The 20,200-nt window shown below is 65.7% G+C and carries 16 protein-coding genes; 6 read left to right on the forward strand and 10 right to left on the reverse strand.

Annotation, left to right across the window (positions count from 1 at the left end):
• Window positions 1–9 precede the first annotated feature (9 nt).
• A complete protein-coding gene (sbnA, locus tag ACIP90_RS02575; protein ID WP_400576566.1) occupies window positions 10–1,065 on the reverse strand; it encodes a 2,3-diaminopropionate biosynthesis protein SbnA in 1,056 nt (351 codons plus the stop codon).
• A 430-nt stretch (window positions 1,066–1,495) separates the two neighbouring features.
• On the opposite strand from sbnA, the gene ACIP90_RS02580 reads away from it, so the two are divergent.
• A complete protein-coding gene (locus tag ACIP90_RS02580) occupies window positions 1,496–2,599 on the forward strand; it encodes a M20/M25/M40 family metallo-hydrolase (protein WP_400576567.1) in 1,104 nt (367 codons plus the stop codon).
• Between the two features lie 21 nt (window positions 2,600–2,620).
• On the opposite strand, the gene ACIP90_RS02585 is transcribed toward ACIP90_RS02580, so the two are convergent.
• On the reverse strand, window positions 2,621–3,433 hold the full coding sequence (locus tag ACIP90_RS02585; protein ID WP_400576569.1) for a 4'-phosphopantetheinyl transferase family protein: 813 nt from the start codon (window positions 3,431–3,433) through the stop codon (window positions 2,621–2,623).
• A 72-nt stretch (window positions 3,434–3,505) separates the two neighbouring features.
• On the opposite strand from ACIP90_RS02585, the gene ACIP90_RS02590 reads away from it, so the two are divergent.
• A complete protein-coding gene (locus ACIP90_RS02590; protein ID WP_400576572.1) occupies window positions 3,506–4,006 on the forward strand; it encodes a GNAT family N-acetyltransferase in 501 nt (166 codons plus the stop codon).
• Complete coding sequence (locus ACIP90_RS02595) at window positions 3,999–5,345, forward strand: alpha/beta fold hydrolase (protein WP_400576574.1); 1,347 nt, start codon at window positions 3,999–4,001, stop codon at window positions 5,343–5,345. Before ACIP90_RS02590 ends, ACIP90_RS02595 begins: the two co-directional genes overlap by 8 nt.
• On the opposite strand, the gene ACIP90_RS02600 is transcribed toward ACIP90_RS02595, so the two are convergent.
• The 4 genes from ACIP90_RS02600 to coaE form a co-directional block, all read right to left on the reverse strand.
• Complete coding sequence (locus ACIP90_RS02600) at window positions 5,331–6,680, reverse strand: MFS transporter (protein WP_400576576.1); 1,350 nt, start codon at window positions 6,678–6,680, stop codon at window positions 5,331–5,333. The two genes, ACIP90_RS02595 and ACIP90_RS02600, sit on opposite strands and share 15 nt — an antisense overlap.
• Window positions 6,681–6,820: 140 nt before the next feature.
• Window positions 6,821–7,858 carry a TerC family protein gene (locus ACIP90_RS02605; RefSeq protein WP_400576577.1) on the reverse strand — a complete coding sequence of 346 codons (1,038 nt, stop codon included), beginning with the start codon at window positions 7,856–7,858 and terminating at the stop codon, window positions 6,821–6,823.
• Window positions 7,859–8,126: 268 nt separating this feature from the next.
• The gene (gene uvrB, locus ACIP90_RS02610; RefSeq protein WP_400576580.1) at window positions 8,127–10,226 is read right to left on the reverse strand and encodes an excinuclease ABC subunit UvrB; all 2,100 of its coding nucleotides are present in this window, start codon (window positions 10,224–10,226) and stop codon (window positions 8,127–8,129) included.
• Complete coding sequence (gene coaE / locus ACIP90_RS02615) at window positions 10,223–11,461, reverse strand: dephospho-CoA kinase (RefSeq protein WP_400576582.1); 1,239 nt, start codon at window positions 11,459–11,461, stop codon at window positions 10,223–10,225. Before coaE ends, uvrB begins: the two co-directional genes overlap by 4 nt.
• A 129-nt stretch (window positions 11,462–11,590) precedes the next feature.
• On the opposite strand from coaE, the gene ACIP90_RS02620 reads away from it, so the two are divergent.
• Complete coding sequence (locus ACIP90_RS02620) at window positions 11,591–12,283, forward strand: IMPACT family protein (RefSeq protein WP_400576583.1); 693 nt, start codon at window positions 11,591–11,593, stop codon at window positions 12,281–12,283.
• A gap of 225 nt (window positions 12,284–12,508) precedes the next feature.
• Entirely contained in the window at window positions 12,509–13,075 is a 567-nt protein-coding gene (locus ACIP90_RS02625) for a type 1 glutamine amidotransferase domain-containing protein (RefSeq protein WP_400576585.1), read from the forward strand.
• A gap of 84 nt (window positions 13,076–13,159) precedes the next feature.
• On the opposite strand, the gene rpsA is transcribed toward ACIP90_RS02625, so the two are convergent.
• From rpsA to polA, 3 genes are all read right to left on the reverse strand, one after another.
• A complete protein-coding gene (gene rpsA, locus ACIP90_RS02630) occupies window positions 13,160–14,635 on the reverse strand; it encodes a 30S ribosomal protein S1 (protein ID WP_306910457.1) in 1,476 nt (491 codons plus the stop codon).
• Window positions 14,636–14,864: 229 nt separating this feature from the next.
• The gene (locus tag ACIP90_RS02635; RefSeq protein WP_400576587.1) at window positions 14,865–16,154 is read right to left on the reverse strand and encodes a GNAT family N-acetyltransferase; all 1,290 of its coding nucleotides are present in this window, start codon (window positions 16,152–16,154) and stop codon (window positions 14,865–14,867) included.
• Between the two features lie 93 nt (window positions 16,155–16,247).
• A complete protein-coding gene (gene polA, locus ACIP90_RS02640; RefSeq protein ID WP_400576590.1) occupies window positions 16,248–19,067 on the reverse strand; it encodes a DNA polymerase I in 2,820 nt (939 codons plus the stop codon).
• Here polA and ACIP90_RS02645 point away from each other — a divergent pair.
• On the forward strand, window positions 19,066–19,611 hold the full coding sequence (locus ACIP90_RS02645) for a hotdog fold thioesterase (RefSeq protein WP_400576592.1): 546 nt from the start codon (window positions 19,066–19,068) through the stop codon (window positions 19,609–19,611). The two genes, polA and ACIP90_RS02645, sit on opposite strands and share 2 nt — an antisense overlap.
• Here ACIP90_RS02645 and ACIP90_RS02650 read toward each other — a convergent pair.
• Entirely contained in the window at window positions 19,608–20,159 is a 552-nt protein-coding gene (locus ACIP90_RS02650) for a dihydrofolate reductase family protein (protein WP_400576594.1), read from the reverse strand. The two genes, ACIP90_RS02645 and ACIP90_RS02650, sit on opposite strands and share 4 nt — an antisense overlap.
• Between the last annotated feature and the right edge of the window lie 41 nt (window positions 20,160–20,200).

Genomic DNA, 20,200 nt, shown 5'->3' on the forward strand with positions numbered 1-20,200 from the left:
GGAATTTCCCTAGTGCGCGGTGGCGATGTAACCGGCCACGGTGACGGGTGCTGGGTGCTGTGGCCCCGACACTGGGTCGTATCGTCGGCCCGGAGCCCCTGCCAAATCGGCGGTTGCCAGCGCTTCGGCGCCGAAATGATCGTGCACCCAGTCAGGGTTGTAGACAGTGTCCAGGTAGGGACGGCCCATGTCCGGGGAGATGGCCACTGCCGTCAGGTCCTGGGCGTTGTGGTCGGCGAGCCAAGACATGCCGCCGTGGACCACGGTCCCGGTGGAGCCACCGAGCGTGAAGCCGGCAGCCGCGAGGCGATGGCAGGCGCGCACCGTATCCAGTTCTTCGACCATCACCACGTCATCGATCAAAGACTCGTCGAGCTGCGGCGGCCGCACGCTCATGCCGAGTCCCGGGATCAGGCGGGTGGCCGGCTGGCCGCCGAACGAGACCGATCCTGCGGCGTCGACCGCGACAATCCGGACATTGGGCCGGTGCTCGCGGAAGTACCGCGCGCAACCCATCAAGGTCCCCGTTGTCCCGGCTCCCACGAACAGCACGTCCAGTTCGGGGAATTGATTGGAGATCTCGGGGGCAGTCCAGCGGTAGTGCGCTCCCCAGTTGCCGGGATTGGTGTACTGGTTGAGCCAGATATACCGCTCGTTGGACGCGCACAGGTCCCGCACGTGGTTGAGCCGGGCCCCGAGGAAGCCGTCGACGGGATCCGGTTCGGTGACCAGGTCCACCTGTGCCCCGAGCGACTCCATGAATTGGCGCGTTGCCGGGTTGCAGCGCGGATCGATCACACACAGGAAGCGGTATCCCTTGCTGGCGGCGATCATGCTGAGCGCGACGCCGAGGTTGCCCGAGGAGGACTCCACGAGGATGGAGCCGGGGCCGATCAGCCCCTCCCGCTCGGCGCGCTCGACCATCTCCCGCGCGGGCTTGAGCTTGATTGAGCCGGCGAAATTAAACCCCTCGATCTTCAGATAGAGGCGGCAGCCCAGCACCCCTTCCAGGTCAACGAACAGGCTCTGTTCGTTGAACAGGTGCGGATCCTTGATAATCGGCATGTTCTCCCTCGTTCCCTGCCATGAGCTTGGTCAGGGTTGGGGGATCCTGACAGCTTGTATATGAAGGCTGCCGGACAACTGCGTCCGGATCAGTTCACTTTTCAAGAAGAGCCGCGCAGAGCGGCACGAACGGAACACTGCGGCCGCCGCTATTTCCCCCAGCAGCGAATACCTGGCTTCCCCACCGCGAGTACTCCGAGTTGCAGTTGAGGCGTCAAACCTGTAATTCGACAGTAAGCAGGCTTTGTAGCTAGCCGCAACCGCTTCGAGTACCTGTATCCAAGCCCCTGTAAGTACCTACCTACTCGCACTCGCACCTCCCGCGCGGCGTCATACTCGACTCTTGTCAAAGACCTTTCCGACCCCTCAGGGCAAGCAGTAGCGTTCTCTCATGGACGCGTTCCGATCGACGCGCAAATCTCGAAGTACCATGGCAGGAGCCGTCATCGCTGCTGCCGCATTGCTGCTGGCGTCGTGTTCGTCGCCGGCCGGGAGGGAGCCGCTTGAGGCGCCGCCGGCCGTGACAATCCCGGCACAGGAGTCTCCGCCTGAGCGGCAACCGGCGATCCCGCAGGTGTCAACAGCAGTACCGGAGACCGTCAAGCCCTGTCCGGAAGCAGAAGCCACCAAGGTGCACGCGGCCTTCGCCAAGCGAAACCTCATGAAGCACCTTGAGGCACTACAGAAGGCCGCGGACGAATCGGGCGGAAACCGCGCTTCGGGCACCTTGGGCTACGAGGCCTCCGCCAAGTACGTTGAGGAACAGCTGCGTGCTGCCGGGTACAGGCCTGTGCGGCAGGTCTTCACCTATTGGGATGAGGACCACGAGACGGACGTCGAGACCTTCAACATCCTCGCGGACACGGCGGGCAGCGCCAAGCACACCATCGTGGTGGGCGGGCACCTCGACTCCGTGAGCGGCGGCCCCGGGATCAACGACAACGGCAGCGGCGTGGCCGCCATGATCGAAACGGCCCGCTGGATGGCCGAAACGGGCATCCAGCCGAAGAACCGGGTGCGTTTTGCTTTCTGGGGCGCCGAAGAGGTGGACCTGCTGGGTTCCCAGCACTACGTGGACTCGCTCAGCAACAGCGAAATCGCGCAGACCATGCTGAACCTGAACCTGGATATGGTCGCATCGCCCAACGGCGGACGGTTCGTCCACGACGGTGATGGCTCAAGCTTCGGAGATGCCGGTCCGGCCGGCTCGAACGTAATCGAGCGCACCTTCCTGGACTACTTCGCACAGAACGGATTCGCGGCGGAGCCCACGATATTTGAGGATGGCGATTCCGACTACTGGCCCTTCCTGCAAGCCGGCATCCCCACGGGCGGTCTGTTCACCGGAGACGAAGACGAGAAGACGGCTGACCAGGTCGAAAAGTTCGGCGGTGTTGAAAACGACGAACACGACCCTTGCTATCACAAGGGCTGCGACGATTTGTCGAACATCGACCGGCAGTTGCTGCACGGCATGGCGGGTGCCCTGGGTTACGTGACGGTCGCCTTCGCGATGCTGCCGCGCCCTGACTAAGAGTGACTGCCCGGGCTGCAGCTAACTACGAGGCTTCAAGACCAGCGCCACCGCTGCAGTGAATGAAAGCGGCAGCCCGACTGAACCCGGATCCACAGCGTCGACCACCCAGCGATTACGGCTATCCTTCCGGTGCCCCGCCGGAGGCTCAGCCGTCATCAGAGCCCCACCCGTTCCCGCCACATGGCCTGGCAGCAGGGGAACGGAACCGGCAACATCCACGAGAGCCGGGTCGACGACGGCCAACCCCGTGCCGAGCGCCTTCAGTACTGCCTCCTTGCGCGTCCACAGGCGTGTCTGGAAACCCGGCTGCAGCGCCGGCTCCACCATCTGCAGTTCTTCCTGTTCCCGAGCCGAAAGTGCAATCTGTCCAAATCCCGCAAAACCTGCGGCTCCGCCGCTCTCCAGGTCGACGCCGACCCCCAGCACCTGCCCGTCCGTGGACGCGGCCAGCAGGCACCAGTCCCCCGCCCTGCTCAGGCTCGCCAGGACGGTCACCTCCCGTGGGCCAGCTTGATACCGCGGCATCCCGTGCACGTGGTCGTCCCTGTTGCACTCCCGGCAGACGTAGTCGGCCTGCAGGTCCCCTACCTCAACTCCTGCGGCCTCGGCGGCATGGCGCCGTAACGCTATGCGCCCGGCAAGGAACCTCTCCCGCTGCATCTGCGAAGCGAACGTCCGTGCCAGCCGCCGCTCGGCATCGTCCAGGAACTCGGCCTGGCGAAGGTCGACGCTGGACAGCCTTAGGGCTGCCAGACGGATCCGCTGCAGGTCTGGCTGGGCTGGCCTGTTTACACCACCCCCGGAAGGGTTGCTGGAATCTTGACGGGTCATTGGACTCACAGCCTATACGCCAGCGCCATCCTGCGCGCGTGCCGTCTCCCCCGAACGCAGTAAGCTCGGAACATGAGCGTAATCCGTCCCGCAACCCCGGCCGATGTCCCCGCTATCCTCCAGATGATCCATGACCTGGCCATCTATGAAAGGGAGCCGGACGCCGTCCGGAACACGCCGGAGATGCTGACCGAGGTGCTCTTCGGCGAGCACCCCCGGGTGTTCGCCCACATGGCCGAGAACGACGCCGGAGACGTCCAGGGATTCGCCCTGTGGTTCCTGAACTACTCGACCTGGGAAGGCGTCCACGGCATCTACCTGGAGGATCTCTATGTGACTCCGGAGGCGCGCGGCGAGGGCCACGGCAAAGCGCTGCTGCAGCATCTGGCGGCCACCGCTGTCGAACGCGGGTACGCACGCGTTGAGTGGAGCGTCCTGGACTGGAACGAACCCTCCATCAATTTCTACCGGAAGCTCGGGGCCAACCCGATGGAGGAGTGGTCCACCTTCCGCCTCACCGGCGACGCCTTGGCGGCGTTTGGCGCCCGCGGCGGGGCGGGCGTCCATGGCTGAGGTTACCGCGGACGCCGCCGTCCACACCGTCCGTGCCCGCCATGAGTTCCGCGGGATGCGCACCGCCGAGCATTACTTCACCGTCCCGCTGGACCATTTCAACCCGGCCGCCGGCAGGGACGGCGCCGCCGAGACCATCACCGTCTTCGCGCGCGAATATGTGTCCGCGGACCACAGCGAGGCAGCGGCGGAGCAGTTGCCGTGGCTCCTCTACCTGCAGGGCGGACCGGGCGGCCGCGGCAACCGGCTCATGTCGCTCGGCGGCTGGAGCAAGGCGGCCGCAAAGGATTTCCGGATCCTCATGCTGGACCAGCGGGGCACCGGGCTCTCCGCCCCCATCGACCGGAACACGCTTCCGGCGCGGGGCGACGCCGCTGCCCAGGCCCGCTACCTCGAACATTTCCGGGCTGACTCGATCGTGGCCGACGCGGAGCTGATCCGCCGGGCCCTGGGCTCGGAACCGTGGAGCATCTACGGCCAAAGCTACGGCGGATTCTGCGCGTTGACGTACCTTTCGTTCGCGCCCGACGGGCTGCGGGAGGTCCTCATCACCGGCGGGCTGGCCCCGCTGTCCGGATCGGCAGAGCGCGTGTATCGGGAGACCTACAAGCGCGTGGCCGCCCGCAACGCGGAGTACTTTGGCTGGTATCCCGAAGACCGGTCTACCGTGGACCGGATCGCCCGCCACCTCCGGAGCACGGATGAGTTTCTGCCCGGGGGTGAACGCCTGACAGTGGAGCGGTTCCAGATGGTGGGTGCCTTTCTGGGCGGAAACACCAGGGTGGACGCGCTCCATAACCTGTTGGAGGACGCCTTCGTGGACACGCCACGCGGTGTCCGGTTGTCTGACTCCTTCCTCGAGCAGCTGCGACCCCTGGTCTCACGCGCCGGCAATCCCCTCTACGCGCTGATGCATGAATCCATTTACGGCCAGGGCTCGGCCACCGATTGGGCGGCGTGGCGGATCCTCCGGGAGTTCCCGGAGTTCAGCCCGGACGCAGCGGAACTCCTGTTGACCGGCGAGATGGTCTATCCGTGGTACTTCGAGCAGGACGAGGCGCTGCGCCCGCTGAGGGACGTGGCTAACCTGCTGGCCGCCAAACCGGACTGGAAGCCCCTTTATGACCTGCCTCAGTTGGCGGCCAACACCGTGCCGGCAGCAGCCGCCGTGTACACCGACGATATCTACGTGGAGCGCGGCCTGTCCCTGGAGACCGCCGCAGCTGTCCGGGGACTGCAGGTCTGGGAAACTGCTGATTTCCACCACGACGGCATCGCCGACGACGGCGAAGCGATCTTCGGCCGGCTGCTGGGTATGGTGCGGTCAGTCCGGCACTGACCCGACCGGTTTCGACCGCCCGGTCAGAAGGGCAACGACGGCGGCCGCCAGGACCGCGGCACCGAGCACGCCGCCGGCCAGATTGAGGCCCAGGTATCCGACCCAGCTCAGGACAAGGCCCGAGACAGCACCGCCGACGGCGCCGGCCACACCCATCAGCATGTCCGATACGCCCTGGACTGCGACGCGGTCCTGCTGGCTGACGCTTTCCGCAAGGAGCGTGGATCCGGAGATGGTGGAGGCCGACCACCCCACGCCCAGGAGCACGAGGCCCGCTGCGACCGCCGTCGTCGACCCCTGGCCGAACCCGGCCACCAGAACGGCGGCCAGGAGAGTGGCGAGGCCCAGCACGATGGTCTGCGTCCTCCCCAGCTTGTCGGTCAGCCAGCCCATGACCGGCGAGAGCGCGAACATCCCGGCTATGTGCAGCGAGATGGTGAAGCCGATGATGACCAGCGCATCGCTTCCGGCGGCATGGCTGCCATGGACACTGTGGGGGCCCGCAACCAGTGCCTGCAGGTGGAGCGGGGTCATGGACATGACGCCCACCATCATGGCGTGGGCACCGACCACGGCGGCCAGCGCCAGGATCGCGGCCGGTGCGGGACGGACCGCGCGGAGGCCCCTCGCGAGCGAGCCTCCGGCCAGCGCCGGAACCGGAGCAGCGCCCGCGGCAGCCCCGACGGGCTGGCCCCGTGCGGCAAGTTGCCGCGCCAGGATGAGGGGGTCGGGGCGCAGCCCGGCCAGGAGCAGGCCGCAGGCGAGCAACAGCCCTGCGGCGGAGATGACGAACGGTCCCGCAATGGGCGGCAGCCCCAGGCTCTGGCCCACCACGGCGCCCGGCTGGACCAGGTTGGGCCCGGCCACGGCCCCGACGGTGATGGCCCAGACGACGGCGGACAGGGAACGTCCGCGGTGTTCGGCGTCGGCCAGATCGACGGCGGCGAAACGTGCCTGAAGATTGGCGGCGGTGCCCACCCCGACGCCGGCCGCACCAATCGCCAGGAACACGAAGATGCCCGTGACCACAGACACCACGATCAGGAGCGCGCCAGCCAGGGCGGCCGCCAGGCCGGTGGCGAGGCTGATCCTGCGTCCACGCCGCTCGGCCAATGAGGCCAGCGGCAGGGCCGCCAGCGCGGCGGCGAGAGTCATCATGGTGGCGACTGATCCGGCCCACGCCTCGGAACCGGACAGGTCGACGGCGAGCAGGGAGCCGATTGATACGGTGGCCCCTGTAACAATGGCGCTGAGCAACTGCGCGGATCCCAGGAGCAGCACGGTGCGACGCTGCACCTGGCGCACATCCGGCTCCGCCCGGGAAGTGGTTGCCATCCTCCGAGCATAGTCCGGGCGCGGCGATACGAGGAGCGCCCGCTGCAAGATTTTTGAAAGGGAGAACCCCGGCCACACAGTGACCGGGGTTCCCCGTCGGCAAGTCCCAGGGGGCTGCCTAAGGCATGATGGCCGTACGCCTAGTCGACGTCCGCGTCCACGCCGCTCCGACTCTTCCGGGCGTCCTCCTCGAGGCGGGCGTCCAGCTTGGCCTGCTGCGCCTTGGAGCTGACCAGGCTGGCGATCACCGCGACGATGATGGTGCCCACGATGACCGCGAGGGAAACGTAGGTGGGGATCTCGGGTGCCCACTCGATGTGGTGGCCGCCGTTGATGAACGGCAGTTCGTTGACGTGCATGGCATGCAGGATCAGCTTGACGCCGATGAACGCCAGGATGAAGGAGAGCGCGTGCTTCAGGTAGATGAGGCGGTTCATCAGGCCGCCGAGCAGGAAGTAGAGCTGGCGCAGGCCCATGAGCGCAAAGATGTTAGCCGTGAAGACGATGAACGCGCTCTGAGTGAGGCCGAAGATTGCGGGGATGGAGTCCACGGCGAACAGCAGGTCCGTCATGCCGATGGTCACGAAGACGATCAGCATGGGGGTGAAGACCTTCTTGCCGTTGACCACGGTGCGGAGCTTGCCGCCGTCGAACTTCTCCGACATGGGGACGACAGTGCGGATCTTGGCGATGATCGGGTTTTCCCGGTCCTCTTCGTCTTCGCCTTCGTCCTGTGCCTGCTTCCACGCCGTCCACAGCAGGAAGGCACCGAAGATGTAGAAGACCCAGCTGAACTGCTCGATGACGATCGCACCGAGCATGATGAAGATGCCGCGCAGGATGAGGGCAATGACGATACCCACCATCAGCACTTCCTGCTGGTACTTACGGGGCACGGAGAAGCGGGCCATGATGATGATAAAAACGAAAAGATTGTCGATGCTCAGGCTGTATTCGGTCACCCAGCCGGCGACGAACTGCCCGCCGTACTCCGGGCCCGCAAACATGAACATGGCACCGGCGAAAACCAGGGCAAGAGCCACATAGAATGCGACCCAGAGGCCGGCCTCCTTCATGGAGGGTTCGTGCGGACGCCGCACCACCAGGAGCAGGTCTAACAGGAGAATGATGCCGAGGGCGACGAACGAGCCGACCTCAAACCAGACGGGAAGCTGCACAGAGATACCTTTCGCAGGGTACAAAAAACAGGTGTAAGTCTCTCCGGCGAACCTGTGCACTTTGTGCTGATGTGGCTGCCCGCTACGCCCGGCAAGGCATCTGTGCCTTGCGTGTTGACGTCCGTAGCGCTTGGGATACTCCCCTACGTGACCTCAACTTTACCTCACGCCGGCGCCTCCCCGCGCCTCAACGTGCCGCAGCAGGGCAACGTTCCATCATCCGGACACCATCCGGACCCCTCCGGGACCGCCCCAGGCAGGCTTTGCGTCAGGCGTGGCCGGCGGCCTGCATCTGGCGGAGTTCCTTTTTCAGCTCCGAGACTTCGTCGCGGATCCGGGCGGCCACCTCGAACTGGAGTTCGGCCGCCGCGCCATGCATCTGCTCAGTCAGCTGTTCGATCAGGCCCACCAGGTCCTCGGCGGGGGCGGCGGCGAGGCCGTCCGCCCGTACGGTGGCCGCGCCCTTCGCCGCGGACTTGCCCCGCTTGGCGCCCTTCGCGAGGCGGTTGTTGTTCAGCAGTTCCTGGGTGTCCGCGTCCTCCCGGGCCAGCTGGTCCGTGATGTCCGCGATCTTCTTCCGCAGCGGCTGCGGGTCAACCCCATTTTTCTCGTTGAAGGCGACCTGGATGGCGCGGCGGCGGTTGGTCTCCTCGATGGCGTGCGCCATGGAGTCGGTGATCCGGTCCGCGTACATGTGGACCTGGCCGGACACGTTCCTCGCCGCACGGCCGATGGTCTGGATCAGCGACGTGGAGGAGCGCAGGAAGCCCTCCTTGTCCGCGTCGAGGATGCTCACCAGGGACACCTCGGGAAGGTCGAGGCCCTCACGGAGGAGGTTGATGCCCACGAGCACGTCGAAGCTGCCCATGCGGAGTTCACGGAGCAGCTCCACGCGGCGCAGCGTGTCAACATCCGAGTGGAGGTACTCCACCTTGACGCCGTGGCCCAGGAGGTAGTCCGTGAGGTCTTCGGCCATGCGCTTGGTGAGGGTGGTGACCAGGACGCGCTCGTCCTTCTCCACGCGGGTACGGATTTCGCCCAGGAGGTCGTCGATCTGGCCCTTGGTGGGCTTGACGACGACTTCGGGGTCCACCAGGCCGGTGGGACGGATGATCTGCTGCACGTAGCCGTCGGCCTTGCCGAGCTCATACTTTCCGGGCGTGGCGGACAGGTAGACCGTCTGGCCGATGCGCTCCAGGAACTCGTCCCATTTCAGCGGGCGGTTGTCCATGGCGGACGGCAGCCGGAAGCCGTGGTCCACGAGCGTGCGCTTGCGCGACATGTCACCCTCGTACATGGCGCCGATCTGCGGCACGGTGACGTGGGATTCGTCGATCACCAAGAGGAAGTCGTCCGGGAAGTAGTCCAGGAGACAGTGTGGTGCCGAGCCCCCGGGGCGTCCGTCAATGTGCCGCGAGTAGTTCTCGATGCCGTTGCAGAAGCCCATCTGCTGCATCATTTCGAGGTCGTAGTTGGTGCGCAACTGCAGGCGCTGGGCCTCGACGAGCTTGTTCTGGCCCTGCAGGACGCTGAGCCGCTCCGCGAGCTCATTCTCGATGGCCGTGATGGCGCGGGACATGCGTTCGGGCCCGGCGACGTAGTGGGACGCCGGAAAGACGTACATCTCTGTTTCCTCGCGGATGACGTCGCCGGTGACCGGGTGCAGCGTGTAGATGTTCTCTACCTCGTCGCCGAAGAATTCGATCCTGAGCGCGAGTTCCTCGTACATGGGGATGATCTCGACAGTGTCGCCGCGGACGCGGAAGGTTCCCCGGTGGAAGTCCATGTCGTTGCGCGTGTACTGCATCGACACGAACTTCCGCAGGAGGTCATCGCGGTTCATCTCCTGGCCCCTGCGGAGCGTTACCATGCCGGCGATGTACTCCTCCGGGGTGCCGAGACCGTAGATGCAGGACACCGTGGCCACGACGATCACGTCCCGGCGGGTCAGCAGCGCATTCGTGGCGGAGTGCCGGAGCCGCTCCACCTCTTCGTTGACGGAGGAGTCCTTCTCGATGAAGGTGTCCGTCTGCGGAACGTAGGCCTCCGGCTGATAGTAGTCGTAGTACGAGACGAAGTATTCCACTGCATTGTTGGGCAGCAGTTCCCGGAACTCGTTGGCCAGCTGGGCGGCCAAGGTCTTGTTCTGGACCATCACCAGCGTGGGACGCTGCACCTGCTCGATGAGCCACGCCGTGGTGGCGCTCTTTCCCGTACCGGTGGCGCCCAGGAGCACCACGTCCTTTTCGCCGTTCTTGATCCGTTCGGTGAGCTCGGCGATGGCGGCCGGCTGGTCGCCCGCGGGCTTGAACTCGCTGATGACTTCAAAGGGCGCGACGACGCGGTTGATCTCCTGCGCAAGACTCATGTATCTAATCTACCGCTGCCCGCAGACGCGTACGACGGCGGCTGCCAGCCGCTGCTTGCTGCCCACCGCTCCATTCCCGGTCCGGCGGTTTGCATGAACCAGGCTTCCTTGCCCTGGGCGTACCTGGACGTGGAAGTGTCCGATGCGTGGAGCGCCGCGACACGGTGCTTTTCCGCCGCATAGGCGTCCCGGGCGGCCGGATCCGCGGTGAGCCAGTCGCGGAAGCCCAGCGCGAAGCGCCAGCCGGGAGAGCCTGCCACGCGGACGTGGAGGTTCACGGGCCGTCCGGGATCTGCGTTGCCGTGGAGCCGCTTCGACCAGGCTGCGGGGTCGGGGCGTCCGGCCGCGGGGCTGTCGAGCAGGATTCCCGGCCACACAGGGAACCCGGCGGCAGTGAGCAGCGGCGCAATGCGGTCGGCCGTCTCCAGGTCCGCCACGGCCATCTGGAGGTCGATGACGTTCTTGGCATCGAGTCCGGGGACGGCTGTGGATCCGATGTGATCGACGGCCAGGACATCGTGGGGAGCAGCGGCCCGCAGCCTGTCCAGGAGCAGGGACGCCTGGCGCCGCCAGTCCGGATCGTGCGGAACCAGCACCGGGCCGCCGTTCCGGGCGGCGACGGTGGCCTCGCTGATGTTCCTGGCGTATGGCACGAGCCGGTCCTGCCACAGCCGGTCCACCTCACACCGCAGGTCCTCCGGAGTGCCGGAATTATCCAGGACAACATCCGCCGCCGCCAGCCGGACGGCCCGGGCGGCCTGGGCGGCCATCCGGGAGCGGGCCTCCTCCTCCGTCATGCCGCGGTGTTTGACCATCCGCTGGACCCGGACCTCGGCTGCCGCGTCGACAACCACGACAAGGTGGAAATTGCTTTGTTGGCCTGTTTCGACAAGGAGCGGGATGTCCTGGACCACGACGGCGTCCGCGGGGGCGGCGGCCATCACCGCGGCGGCGTGCCGCCGGACCAGGGGGTGGACAATTCCGTTAAGCTCGGCACGCCGCTCCGGGTCCCGGAACACGACGGCGCCGAGGCGCGCCCGGTCCAGCCGGCCCTCGGCGTCGAGGATGTCCTCCCCGAACTGCTGCACTACGGCGGCGAGGCCGGGCGTGCCCGGTTCCACGACGTCGCGGGCGATGGCGTCGGCATCCACGAGCACCGCCCCCAGCTCCCTGAGGCGTGCGGCCACCATGGACTTCCCTGAGGCGATGCCGCCCGTCAACCCGATCTTCAACACACCCCCAGAATATAGTCCCCACCGCCCCCTGACCTCGCTCCGCTCGCCCAGGGAACCCTCGCGGCGTGGGCCCACCCACCGCCCCCCTGACCTCGCTCCGCTCGCCCATGCCCGGACTAGACTTGGGCGGTGCAAGAGCAAGAGAGCAGGACGTTGTCCTTCACCACCCTGGCCGCCGGGCCGGACTTCCGCCATGAGCTGGAAGTCAAGCGGTCGCGGTTCATCACTGTGCTGCGGCGCACGGACAGCGAAGATGCTGCGCGGGCGCTCGTGGCCGACCTGCGGCGGGAATTCCATGATGCACGGCACCACTGTTCTGCGTTCGTGCTGGGCCCGGACCGCAGCGTCCAGCGTTCCAGCGACGACGGCGAGCCCTCCGGAACGGCAGGTATCCCCATGCTGGAGGCCCTGATCCGCCGGGAAACCGCCTCCGGGGTGACGGACCTCAGCGACGTGAGTGCCGTCGTCGTGCGGTATTTTGGCGGGATACTCCTGGGGGCCGGAGGGCTCGTGCGGGCGTATTCCGAATCAGTGTCCGCAGCCCTTGACCTCGCGCCGCTGGTGCAGCGCAGGAGGTTGCGCCTCTGCGCCGTCCGCGTACCCCATGCCGCTGCCGGTCGGCTGGAGAACGATCTCCGCGCCGCTGGCTATGCCATGGCAGCAACGGGCTACGAGCCGCAGTCGACCGTCCTGCGGCTGGCCCTCCCCGACTCGCAGGAAGTCCTGGCTGAGGCGGCCGGGCGGCTCGCAGCCATGACGTCCGGAAGCTCGGAACTGGAGCCCGAAGGCACAGACTGGGTGGACGCGCCGCTCCCCCGCTGACCGCGGCCGCTCCGGAGCGGTTGCCCAACGAAGTGCCCCACCAAGGTGCCCCACGTAGTGCCCACCAAGGTGCACAGCCACGGTGTCCCGGCCAGGACAGCAATTATCACGTTGCTTATCAGTTTCCTGCTTCCTAGGGTTGAGGTGTAAGCCAGCACCGCGCGCCAGGCCGGCCGGTACCCGTGCGGCACACCGCAGGCGGCGCGCCAGGTTGAAGGAGGACGAATGTCGGAAAACAGCATCGCAGGCAAGAAGGTCGCCTTTCTGCTTACGCATGGCGTGGAGCAGGTGGAGTTGACCAGCCCCTGGAACGCGGTAAAGGAAGCCGGCGGCGAGCCCACCCTCGTTGCTCCCGTCAGCGGAAAGCTTCAAGGCTTCAACGGCGTCGAGAAGGGGGACACGTTCGACGTCGACCTCACCCTGGCGGAGGCAAACGCCTCTGATTTCGACGCACTGGTGATCCCCGGCGGCGTCGTGAACGCCGACCACCTGCGCGTGAACAAGGACGCCCAGGCCTTTGCGCGGAGCTTCTTCGAGCAGCACAAGCCCGTGGCCGCTATATGCCACGGCCCCTGGCTGCTCATCGACGCCGGCGTGGTCAAGGGCAGGAACCTCACGTCCTACCACACCCTCGCGACCGATCTCAGGAATGCGGGTGCCAACTGGACCGACGAGCAGGTGGTAGTTGACCAGGGTTTCGTCACCAGCCGGAAGCCGGATGACCTCCCCGCCTTCAATGACAAGGTGCTGGAGGAAATCGCCGAAGGGGCTCACGCCGGCCAGACCGCCTGACGCTGCCGGCTCAGCAACCAAAAAAGGTGGCCGCCCCCTTCCGGGGACGGCCACCTTTTTACTGGCTATCAGTACTCACGGCAATTAGTTGCCGGTCAGCTTCTCGCGCAGTGCTGCAAGAGCCTCGTCCGAAGCAAGCGTGCCTGCACCGGTCTCGGTTGCAGCAGGCTCAGAGGAGTAGCTCGTGGTACCCGAGTCGCTCTCGCCGGACGTTGCAGCTGCTGCGTCGTCGGCAGCGTGCTGGGCAACCTGCTTCTTGTGGGCTTCCCAGCGGGTCTGGGCGTCAGCGTACTGCTGCTCCCATGCTGCGCGCTGGTTCTCGTAGCCTTCAAGCCACTCGTTGGACTCCGGGTCGAAGCCCTCCGGGTACTTGTAGTTGCCCTCTTCGTCGTACTCAGCGGCCATGCCGTAGAGTGCCGGGTCGAATTCGGTGCTCTCGGCGTCAACGCCCTCGTTGGCCTGCTTGAGGGAGAGGGAGATGCGGCGGCGCTCGAGGTCGATGTCGATGACCTTGACGAACAGCTCGTCGCCGACGGAGACAACCTGCTCAGCGAGCTCAACGTGACGCACAGCGAGCTCGGAGATGTGAACCAGGCCTTCGATGCCGTCTTCGACGCGAACGAACGCACCGAACGGAACCAGCTTGGTGACCTTACCCGGAACAACCTGGCCGAGGGCGTGGGTGCGGGCGAAGGTCTGCCACGGGTCTTCCTGCGTAGCCTTGAGCGACAGGGAGACGCGCTCGCGGTCCAGGTCGACCTCGAGGACCTCGACGGTGACTTCCTGACCAACTTCGACAACCTCGGACGGGTGGTCGATGTGCTTCCAGGACAGCTCGGAAACGTGGACGAGGCCGTCTACGCCGCCCAGGTCCACGAAGGCACCGAAGTTGACGATGGAGGAAACGACGCCGGGACGGACCTGGCCCTTTTCCAGCTTGTTGAGGAAGGTGGAGCGGACCTCGGACTGGGTCTGCTCGAGCCATGCACGGCGGGACAGCACAACGTTGTTGCGGTTCTTGTCCAGCTCGATGATCTTGGCTTCGATCTGCTGACCGATGTACGGAGCCAGGTCGCGCACGCGGCGCATCTCGACGAGGGACGCCGGCAGGAAGCCGCGCAGACCGATGTCGAGGATAAGACCACCCTTGACAACCTCGATGACGGTACCGGTGACAACACCGTCTTCTTCCTTGACCTTCTCGATGTCGCCCCAGGCGCGCTCGTACTGAGCACGCTTCTTGGAGAGGATCAGGCGGCCTTCTTTGTCTTCCTTGGTGAGCACCAGGGCTTCGACCTGATCGCCAACGGAGACGACGTCTCCGGGGTCAACGTCGTGCTTGATGGAAAGCTCGCGGGAGGGGATGACACCTTCGGTCTTGTAACCGATGTCGAGCAGAACTTCGTCGCGGTCGACCTTGACGACGGTACCTTCGACGAGGTCGCCGTCGTTGAAGTACTTGATGGTGGCGTCGACTGCTGCGAGGAAGTCCTCAGCGGTACCGATGTCGTTAATGGCGACTACGGGGGTACCGGGCTTCTCGGTGGAGGTGATGGTCATGTAGTAGGGGCTCCGTTGTGGATAGTTAGTCGGTCAGGCAAACCATCGCCCCAGCGTTATGGAACGCAGGCGCAAAGCGCGGCAGATCGCAAGAATCTGCCGGGTCCTCCTGATTTTGTGGATTCGAGATGCGTGCACGTAGTACACGCCCGCTTAGTCTAGTCGCTCGCGTGAACCGGGGTCAAAGCGTCGCGGCTACCCTTCGGGCCTGTGACCTGCCACAATGCGGTCAGAAGTGGGTCAGGCAGTGCGGCGCGCGCTCGACGGCGAACATGTGCCGCGCTTTCAGCGCCGCACCGGGTCTGTGTTCGGAAATCCGTCCGGCCGAGGCCAACGTCACCGGACACACACCGCCGACATAGATGGAGCCGAGTTCGGCCACGTCGAGCGACAGCTCCGGCTGGACACCGGACGGAGCCTCTGTGACCCGGGCATCGCCGCCGCTGACCTCGAGGAGGAAGGTGCCGTCCGCAAAGCCGAGGGAATCACTGATCGCCAGTACCAGGGACCCGTCCGCGGAATAGCGCCGGGCTGCCAGAGCCTTGCCTGCGTCGAGGATTCGGAGCCACAGCATGTCCCGGTGGTCCGAGGACTCGATGCACCGCGGGTCTTCCAGCGCCCAGCCGAGGGGGTCATCCGCCGGGGCTTCCGCCCAGCTGACCCGCTCGGTCAGGTCGATGCTGCCGAGGAACTGCCACAGTTCCAGGTAGGCGGAGTGGGTGGCGGCCACGAGGTCGACGAGTTCGATCGTGTAGGGCTTGGTGTCCCAGCCCGCGAACTTGTAGGAGACATAGCCGTCCACGGCGCCCGAGGCGTCGTAGTGCAGGGCGCACTTGATGGCCTCGTCCTCTTTGCCTTCATCGCCTACGGCCCCGGAGACCTTCTGCCGGTAGGCTTCCTGCCGCACAATGGACCCGGGGGTGTGCCGGTGCACACGTTCGAATACATCCGGCGCCAGGTCCAGGAGGACTTTCCGGTCCGCTATTTCCACTCTGCCTCTCGCAGCATGCCGAAGCCGGAACCTCGGGCCGGTATCGACCCTGACAGACCGCTCGAAGGTGGCCACGCCGTAGCCGAAACGACCGTAGATGGACCCCTCGGACGCCGTAAGAGCCGCCATGGCCAGCCCGTCGGCCTTGGCGGACGAGAGGTCCTCGGTCATCATCCGGCGCAAGAGGCCCTGGCGACGGTGGGTCCCGCGCACCGTCACCGCCGTCACCATGTGCGTCCGGAGCTGGCGGCCGTAGCCGACGTTCAGGTCCTTGCGCAAGGTTCCAAATGTTGCCACGGGAACGTTGGCGCCCAGGGAATGCGGGGCAACTTGGCCGGTCTGGTAGACGCCCGTCAGCTCACGGTCGTCCACCCGGTACATTGCCAGGATCTTCTCCACGAATGCGTCATTCCGCCGGGTGTCGTGGAAGCCGAAGCCCACCGCCTGCAGCCAGTCGGCTCCCTGGGTGTAACCGGGCATGCCATCGTCCGACACCCTGAATCGCCTGATCTCATAGCTGTCCGCCACGTACTGCTCCCCCTTTTGACCGCCTGAAATTCGGCCACGGATAATAATCATGCGCAGGGCGCCGAATATGACGCCCTGCGCATTCTGTATTTACTAGTGGCCTGCGTCGTACCAGCTGGTGCCCATGCCGATCTGCACGTCAAGGGGAACGCTCAGTTGCGCCGCGGAGCCCATCTGCTCCGTGACCAGCTTCTCAACCGCCTCGCGCTCCCCGTTGGCAACCTCCAGCACCAGTTCATCGTGCACCTGCAACAGCATGCGCGACTTGAGTCCCTGCGCGGCCAGCTCGGCGTGCACCCCCAGCATCGCGCGTTTGATGATGTCCGCGGCGGACCCCTGGATGGGCGAGTTGAGAGCGATGCGCTCGGCGTTTTCCCGCATCTGCCGGTCCGTGCTGGTGAGATCCGGCAGGTAGCGGCGCCGCCCTTCGATGGTGGACGTGTAACCGTCGATCCTGGCCTGGTCCACCACGCCTCGGAGGTAGTCGCGGACGGCGCCGAACCGGTCGAAGTAGTTCTTCATCAGCGTCCTGGCCTCATCGACCGAAATTTCCAGCTGTTTGGACAGGCCGAAGGAGGTCAGCCCGTAGGCCAGGCCGTAGGACATCGCCTTGACCTTGGAGCGCATGGCGCTGGTGACCTCTGCCGGCGGCACGTGGAAGATGGACGAGCCCACGAAGCGGTGCAGGTCCTCGCCCTGGCGGTAGGCCTCGATCAGCCCCGCATCACCGGACAGGTGCGCCATGATGCGCATTTCAATCTGCGAGTAGTCCGCGGACAGCAGGCACTCGTACCCGTCGCTGACCACGAAGATGCCACGGACGCGCCGGCCCTCCTCGCTGCGGATCGGGATGTTCTGCAGGTTGGGGTTGTTGGAGGAGATGCGCCCCGTCGCCGCCACATTCTGGGCGTACGTGGTGTGGATGCGCCCGTCCTCGGCCACGGACTTCTTGAGCGTCTCCACCATCTGGCGCAGCTTGGCCGATTCGCGGTGCGCCATGAGCTGAACCAGGAATTCATGGCCCGTCTTCTCCAGCAGGTTCTTCAGCGAAGCGGCGTCCGTGGTGTAGCCCGATTTGATTTTCTTGGTCTTGGGCAGCTTCAGCTCGTCGAACAACACCGTTTGCAGCTGCTTCGGCGACCCCAGGTTGACCTCGTGGCCGATCGCGGCGAAGGCCCGTTCCTGAGCATCGTCGATCACGCGGGCCAGGTCCGCCAGCTGTTCGTCCATCAGGTCCATGGAGACGGCGATGCCGGCATGCTCCATGTCGGCCAGGACCCGGCTCACCGGCAGTTCCAGTGTTGCCAGCAGTTCCTCGGCCTTGCGTTCCTGCAGTTCAGATTCGAAGAACCGGCTCAGCTTGTGGACGACGGCGGCGACCTGGACCAGCGCCCCCGACGCCGCTGCGGCGTCGTCGTCGAACGTCAGTTCCAACTGCCCGGCCTTGGCGGCCTCAGGAGAAACGTGGATGTTCAGGTGGTATTGGGCCAGCTCAGCCAGCTCGTAGGTGCGGCGGTCGGGCTGGATGAGGTAACCGGAGATGGAGGTGTCATCCACCACGCCTTCCAGGCCAAGCCCGCGGTTGTTCAGGGCTTTCAGGGCTGCCTTGTAGCCGTGCATGACCTTCGGGGATTCCGCGTCCCGGAGCCACTGCCTCAGGACGTTCTCGGCGTCGGCGTCCAGCGACGTAAGGTCGACGTAGGCGGCGGCGTCGTCCCGCACGATCGCGACGGCATCGGCGTCCTCACCGATCCGGCCGGGCAGGACGTCGACGGCGAGGGCAGACCGCTGGCCGGCCCCTGCTGCCAAGAAGGACCGGAGCGCATCCGCGTCGGTCAGTCTGACGAAGTCCCTGCTCTCCAGGGGCTCGCGTTCCGCTTCGGGGGCATCGCTGGCGTACAGCTCAAAGAGCCGCGTGCGGATGGTCTTGAACTCGAGGGTGTCGAAGAGCTCCTCGAGCGCCTCCTGGTTTGGCCGCGGATCCGCCAGTTCGTCCAGCGTCACGGGCAGGTCGAGGTCTGTGTGCAGCCTGTTCAGCTTGCGGTTGCGCTTCACCGCATCAACGTTGGCCCGCAGCGCGTCGCCCACCTTCCCGCCGATGGCATCGAGGTGTTCCAGCACGCCTTCGAGTCCGCCATAGAGGTTGATCCACTTCGCAGCCGTCTTGGGTCCGACGCCGGGAACCCCCGGGAGGTTGTCCGCGGTCTCCCCCACCAGGGCGGCGAGATCCGAATACTGGGCGGGCGAGACAAAGTACTTTTCCTGGACGGCGGCGGCATCCATGCGCGGGATGTCGCTGACGCCCTTCCGGGGATAGAGCACGAAAACGTTGTCCGTGATGAGCTGGAAGGCGTCCCGGTCACCCGATACGAGCAGGACTTCGTATCCGGCCTTTTCACCCATCGCTGCCAGCGTGGCCAGGATGTCGTCAGCCTCGTAGCCGGGCATCTTGATGGTCTTGATGCCCCAGGCGCTCATCACCTGGTCGATGAGGTCGATCTGGCCGCTCATCTCCCGGGGAGTCTCATTGCGGCCGCCCTTGTACTCGCTGTACTCGGCCTTGCGGTGAGTGGTGTCATCCGACACGTCGAAAGCCACCGCGATGTGCGTGGGCTTTTGTTCCTTGATCAGGTTGATGAGCATGGATGTAAACCCATGGATCGCATTGGTGTGCTGGCCCCGGGCGGTGGAGAATTTGTCAGCCGGGAGGGCAAAGAAAGCCCGGAAGGCCATGGAGTGCCCGTCCAGCACCAGAAGTCGGGGCTGGTCCGTCAGGGGAATAACGGGTGCCTCGGTGGCCGACACCGACGGGCCGGCAGGCGAGGACACTGCGATGTCCTGAAGGGTCTCGGTTGTGGACGGGAAGGGGGCCGGTTTGGTTGTTTCACTCACAGGTGCCAGCCTAGTTGCCATGATGGACAATTTCACTCTCGGCAGCCCTGACGGGGAACGGGCCGGAGACGGCGGGCCGGCGGAAGCAGCGCGCCCTTCCGGGAAGGTTCCCTCCGTCGAGGCCCAGTTCAGGGAAGAGCTCTTTGCCGCTGGTGTGCCAGAACACCTCCACGATTGGCTGGGCACGTACGGAATCGGTGCGCTCGTGGTGAAGATGGGCATCCGTTTCCTGGAGATGAGCCCCGAACGGACGGTGGCCACGATGCCGGTGGAGGGGAACACCCAGGTGGCCGGAATCCTCCATGGCGGCGCCCACGTGGTGCTGGCCGAGACCCTGGGATCATTCGCGGCCGGGATGCATGCCGGGCCGGGCCGGCAGGCACTGGGCATCGAGGTGGGGGCAACGCATCACCGGGCCATCGCGTCAGGCACCGTGACGGGCACATGCACTGCCATCCACCTGGGCCGTACACTGACCACGCACGAGATTGTCATGACAGATGAGCAGGGCCGCCGGCTCTCCACCGCCCGCCTCACCAACCTGATCCGGGACATCGGCGCCTAGCCGGACTTTCCAGCGAAGCGGTACCGCAACTCCACGATCCCCCGCCCCTGGGTGCGGGAATCCACCAACTCAAGCGGCGGCGTCGGGCCTTTCAGCGGCAGCAGCCGCTTCCCCCGTCCGAGCACGACGGGGATGATCGAGACGATCAGCTCATCCAGCAGGCCCGCGTCGGCGAACTGGGCGGCGAGTTCGCCGCCTCCTACCACCCAGACGTTTTTGCCTGCGGCGTCGCCGGTGAAGTCGTCAGCGAACTCAGCGACGTCCCCACGGACGAACGTGATGTCCGCACCTGGCGGGGCGCTGAATTCGTGGTGCGTGAACACCCAGCAGGGCATGTCGGCGTAAGGCCAGTTGCCCGGCTCGTGGTCCATCAGCCACTGGTAGGTTGCGCCGCCCATCACGATGCAGCCCACGCCGGCCATGAAGGAGTCGTAGCTTTCTTTCCCGCCTTCGAACCCGTCGAACTGCAGCAGCCAGGCAAGGTCATCATCAGCCGTGGCGATGAACCCGTCGAGGGAAGACGCCACGTAGTACTGGACACTGGACATGGGCCCAGCCTAGCGAGTCCCGTGCGAGGTTCCCAGAGCGG

The sequence above is a fragment of the Arthrobacter sp. NPDC093139 genome, from assembly GCF_044754165.1.
Taxonomy (GTDB): Bacteria; Actinomycetota; Actinomycetes; order Actinomycetales; family Micrococcaceae; genus Arthrobacter.

Excerpts from the sequence above, each read along its gene's own strand:
- ACIP90_RS02585 (WP_400576569.1), bottom strand. The coding sequence starts at position 3,433 with ATGACCCGTCAAGATTCCAGCAACCCTTCCGGGGGTGGTGTAAACAGG.
- ACIP90_RS02580 (WP_400576567.1), top strand. The coding sequence starts at position 1,496 with ATGGCAGGAGCCGTCATCGCTGCTGCCGCATTGCTGCTGGCGTCGTGT.
- rpsA (WP_306910457.1), bottom strand. The coding sequence starts at position 14,635 with ATGACCATCACCTCCACCGAGAAGCCCGGTACCCCCGTAGTCGCCATT.
- ACIP90_RS02645 (WP_400576592.1), top strand. The coding sequence starts at position 19,066 with ATGATGGACAATTTCACTCTCGGCAGCCCTGACGGGGAACGGGCCGGA.
- ACIP90_RS02650 (WP_400576594.1), bottom strand. The coding sequence starts at position 20,159 with ATGTCCAGTGTCCAGTACTACGTGGCGTCTTCCCTCGACGGGTTCATC.
- ACIP90_RS02595 (WP_400576574.1), top strand. The coding sequence starts at position 3,999 with ATGGCTGAGGTTACCGCGGACGCCGCCGTCCACACCGTCCGTGCCCGC.
- ACIP90_RS02625 (WP_400576585.1), top strand. The coding sequence starts at position 12,509 with ATGTCGGAAAACAGCATCGCAGGCAAGAAGGTCGCCTTTCTGCTTACG.
- polA (WP_400576590.1), bottom strand. The coding sequence starts at position 19,067 with ATGGCAACTAGGCTGGCACCTGTGAGTGAAACAACCAAACCGGCCCCC.
- ACIP90_RS02600 (WP_400576576.1), bottom strand. The coding sequence starts at position 6,680 with ATGGCAACCACTTCCCGGGCGGAGCCGGATGTGCGCCAGGTGCAGCGT.
- uvrB (WP_400576580.1), bottom strand. The coding sequence starts at position 10,226 with ATGAGTCTTGCGCAGGAGATCAACCGCGTCGTCGCGCCCTTTGAAGTC.
- sbnA (WP_400576566.1), bottom strand. The coding sequence starts at position 1,065 with ATGCCGATTATCAAGGATCCGCACCTGTTCAACGAACAGAGCCTGTTC.
- ACIP90_RS02590 (WP_400576572.1), top strand. The coding sequence starts at position 3,506 with ATGAGCGTAATCCGTCCCGCAACCCCGGCCGATGTCCCCGCTATCCTC.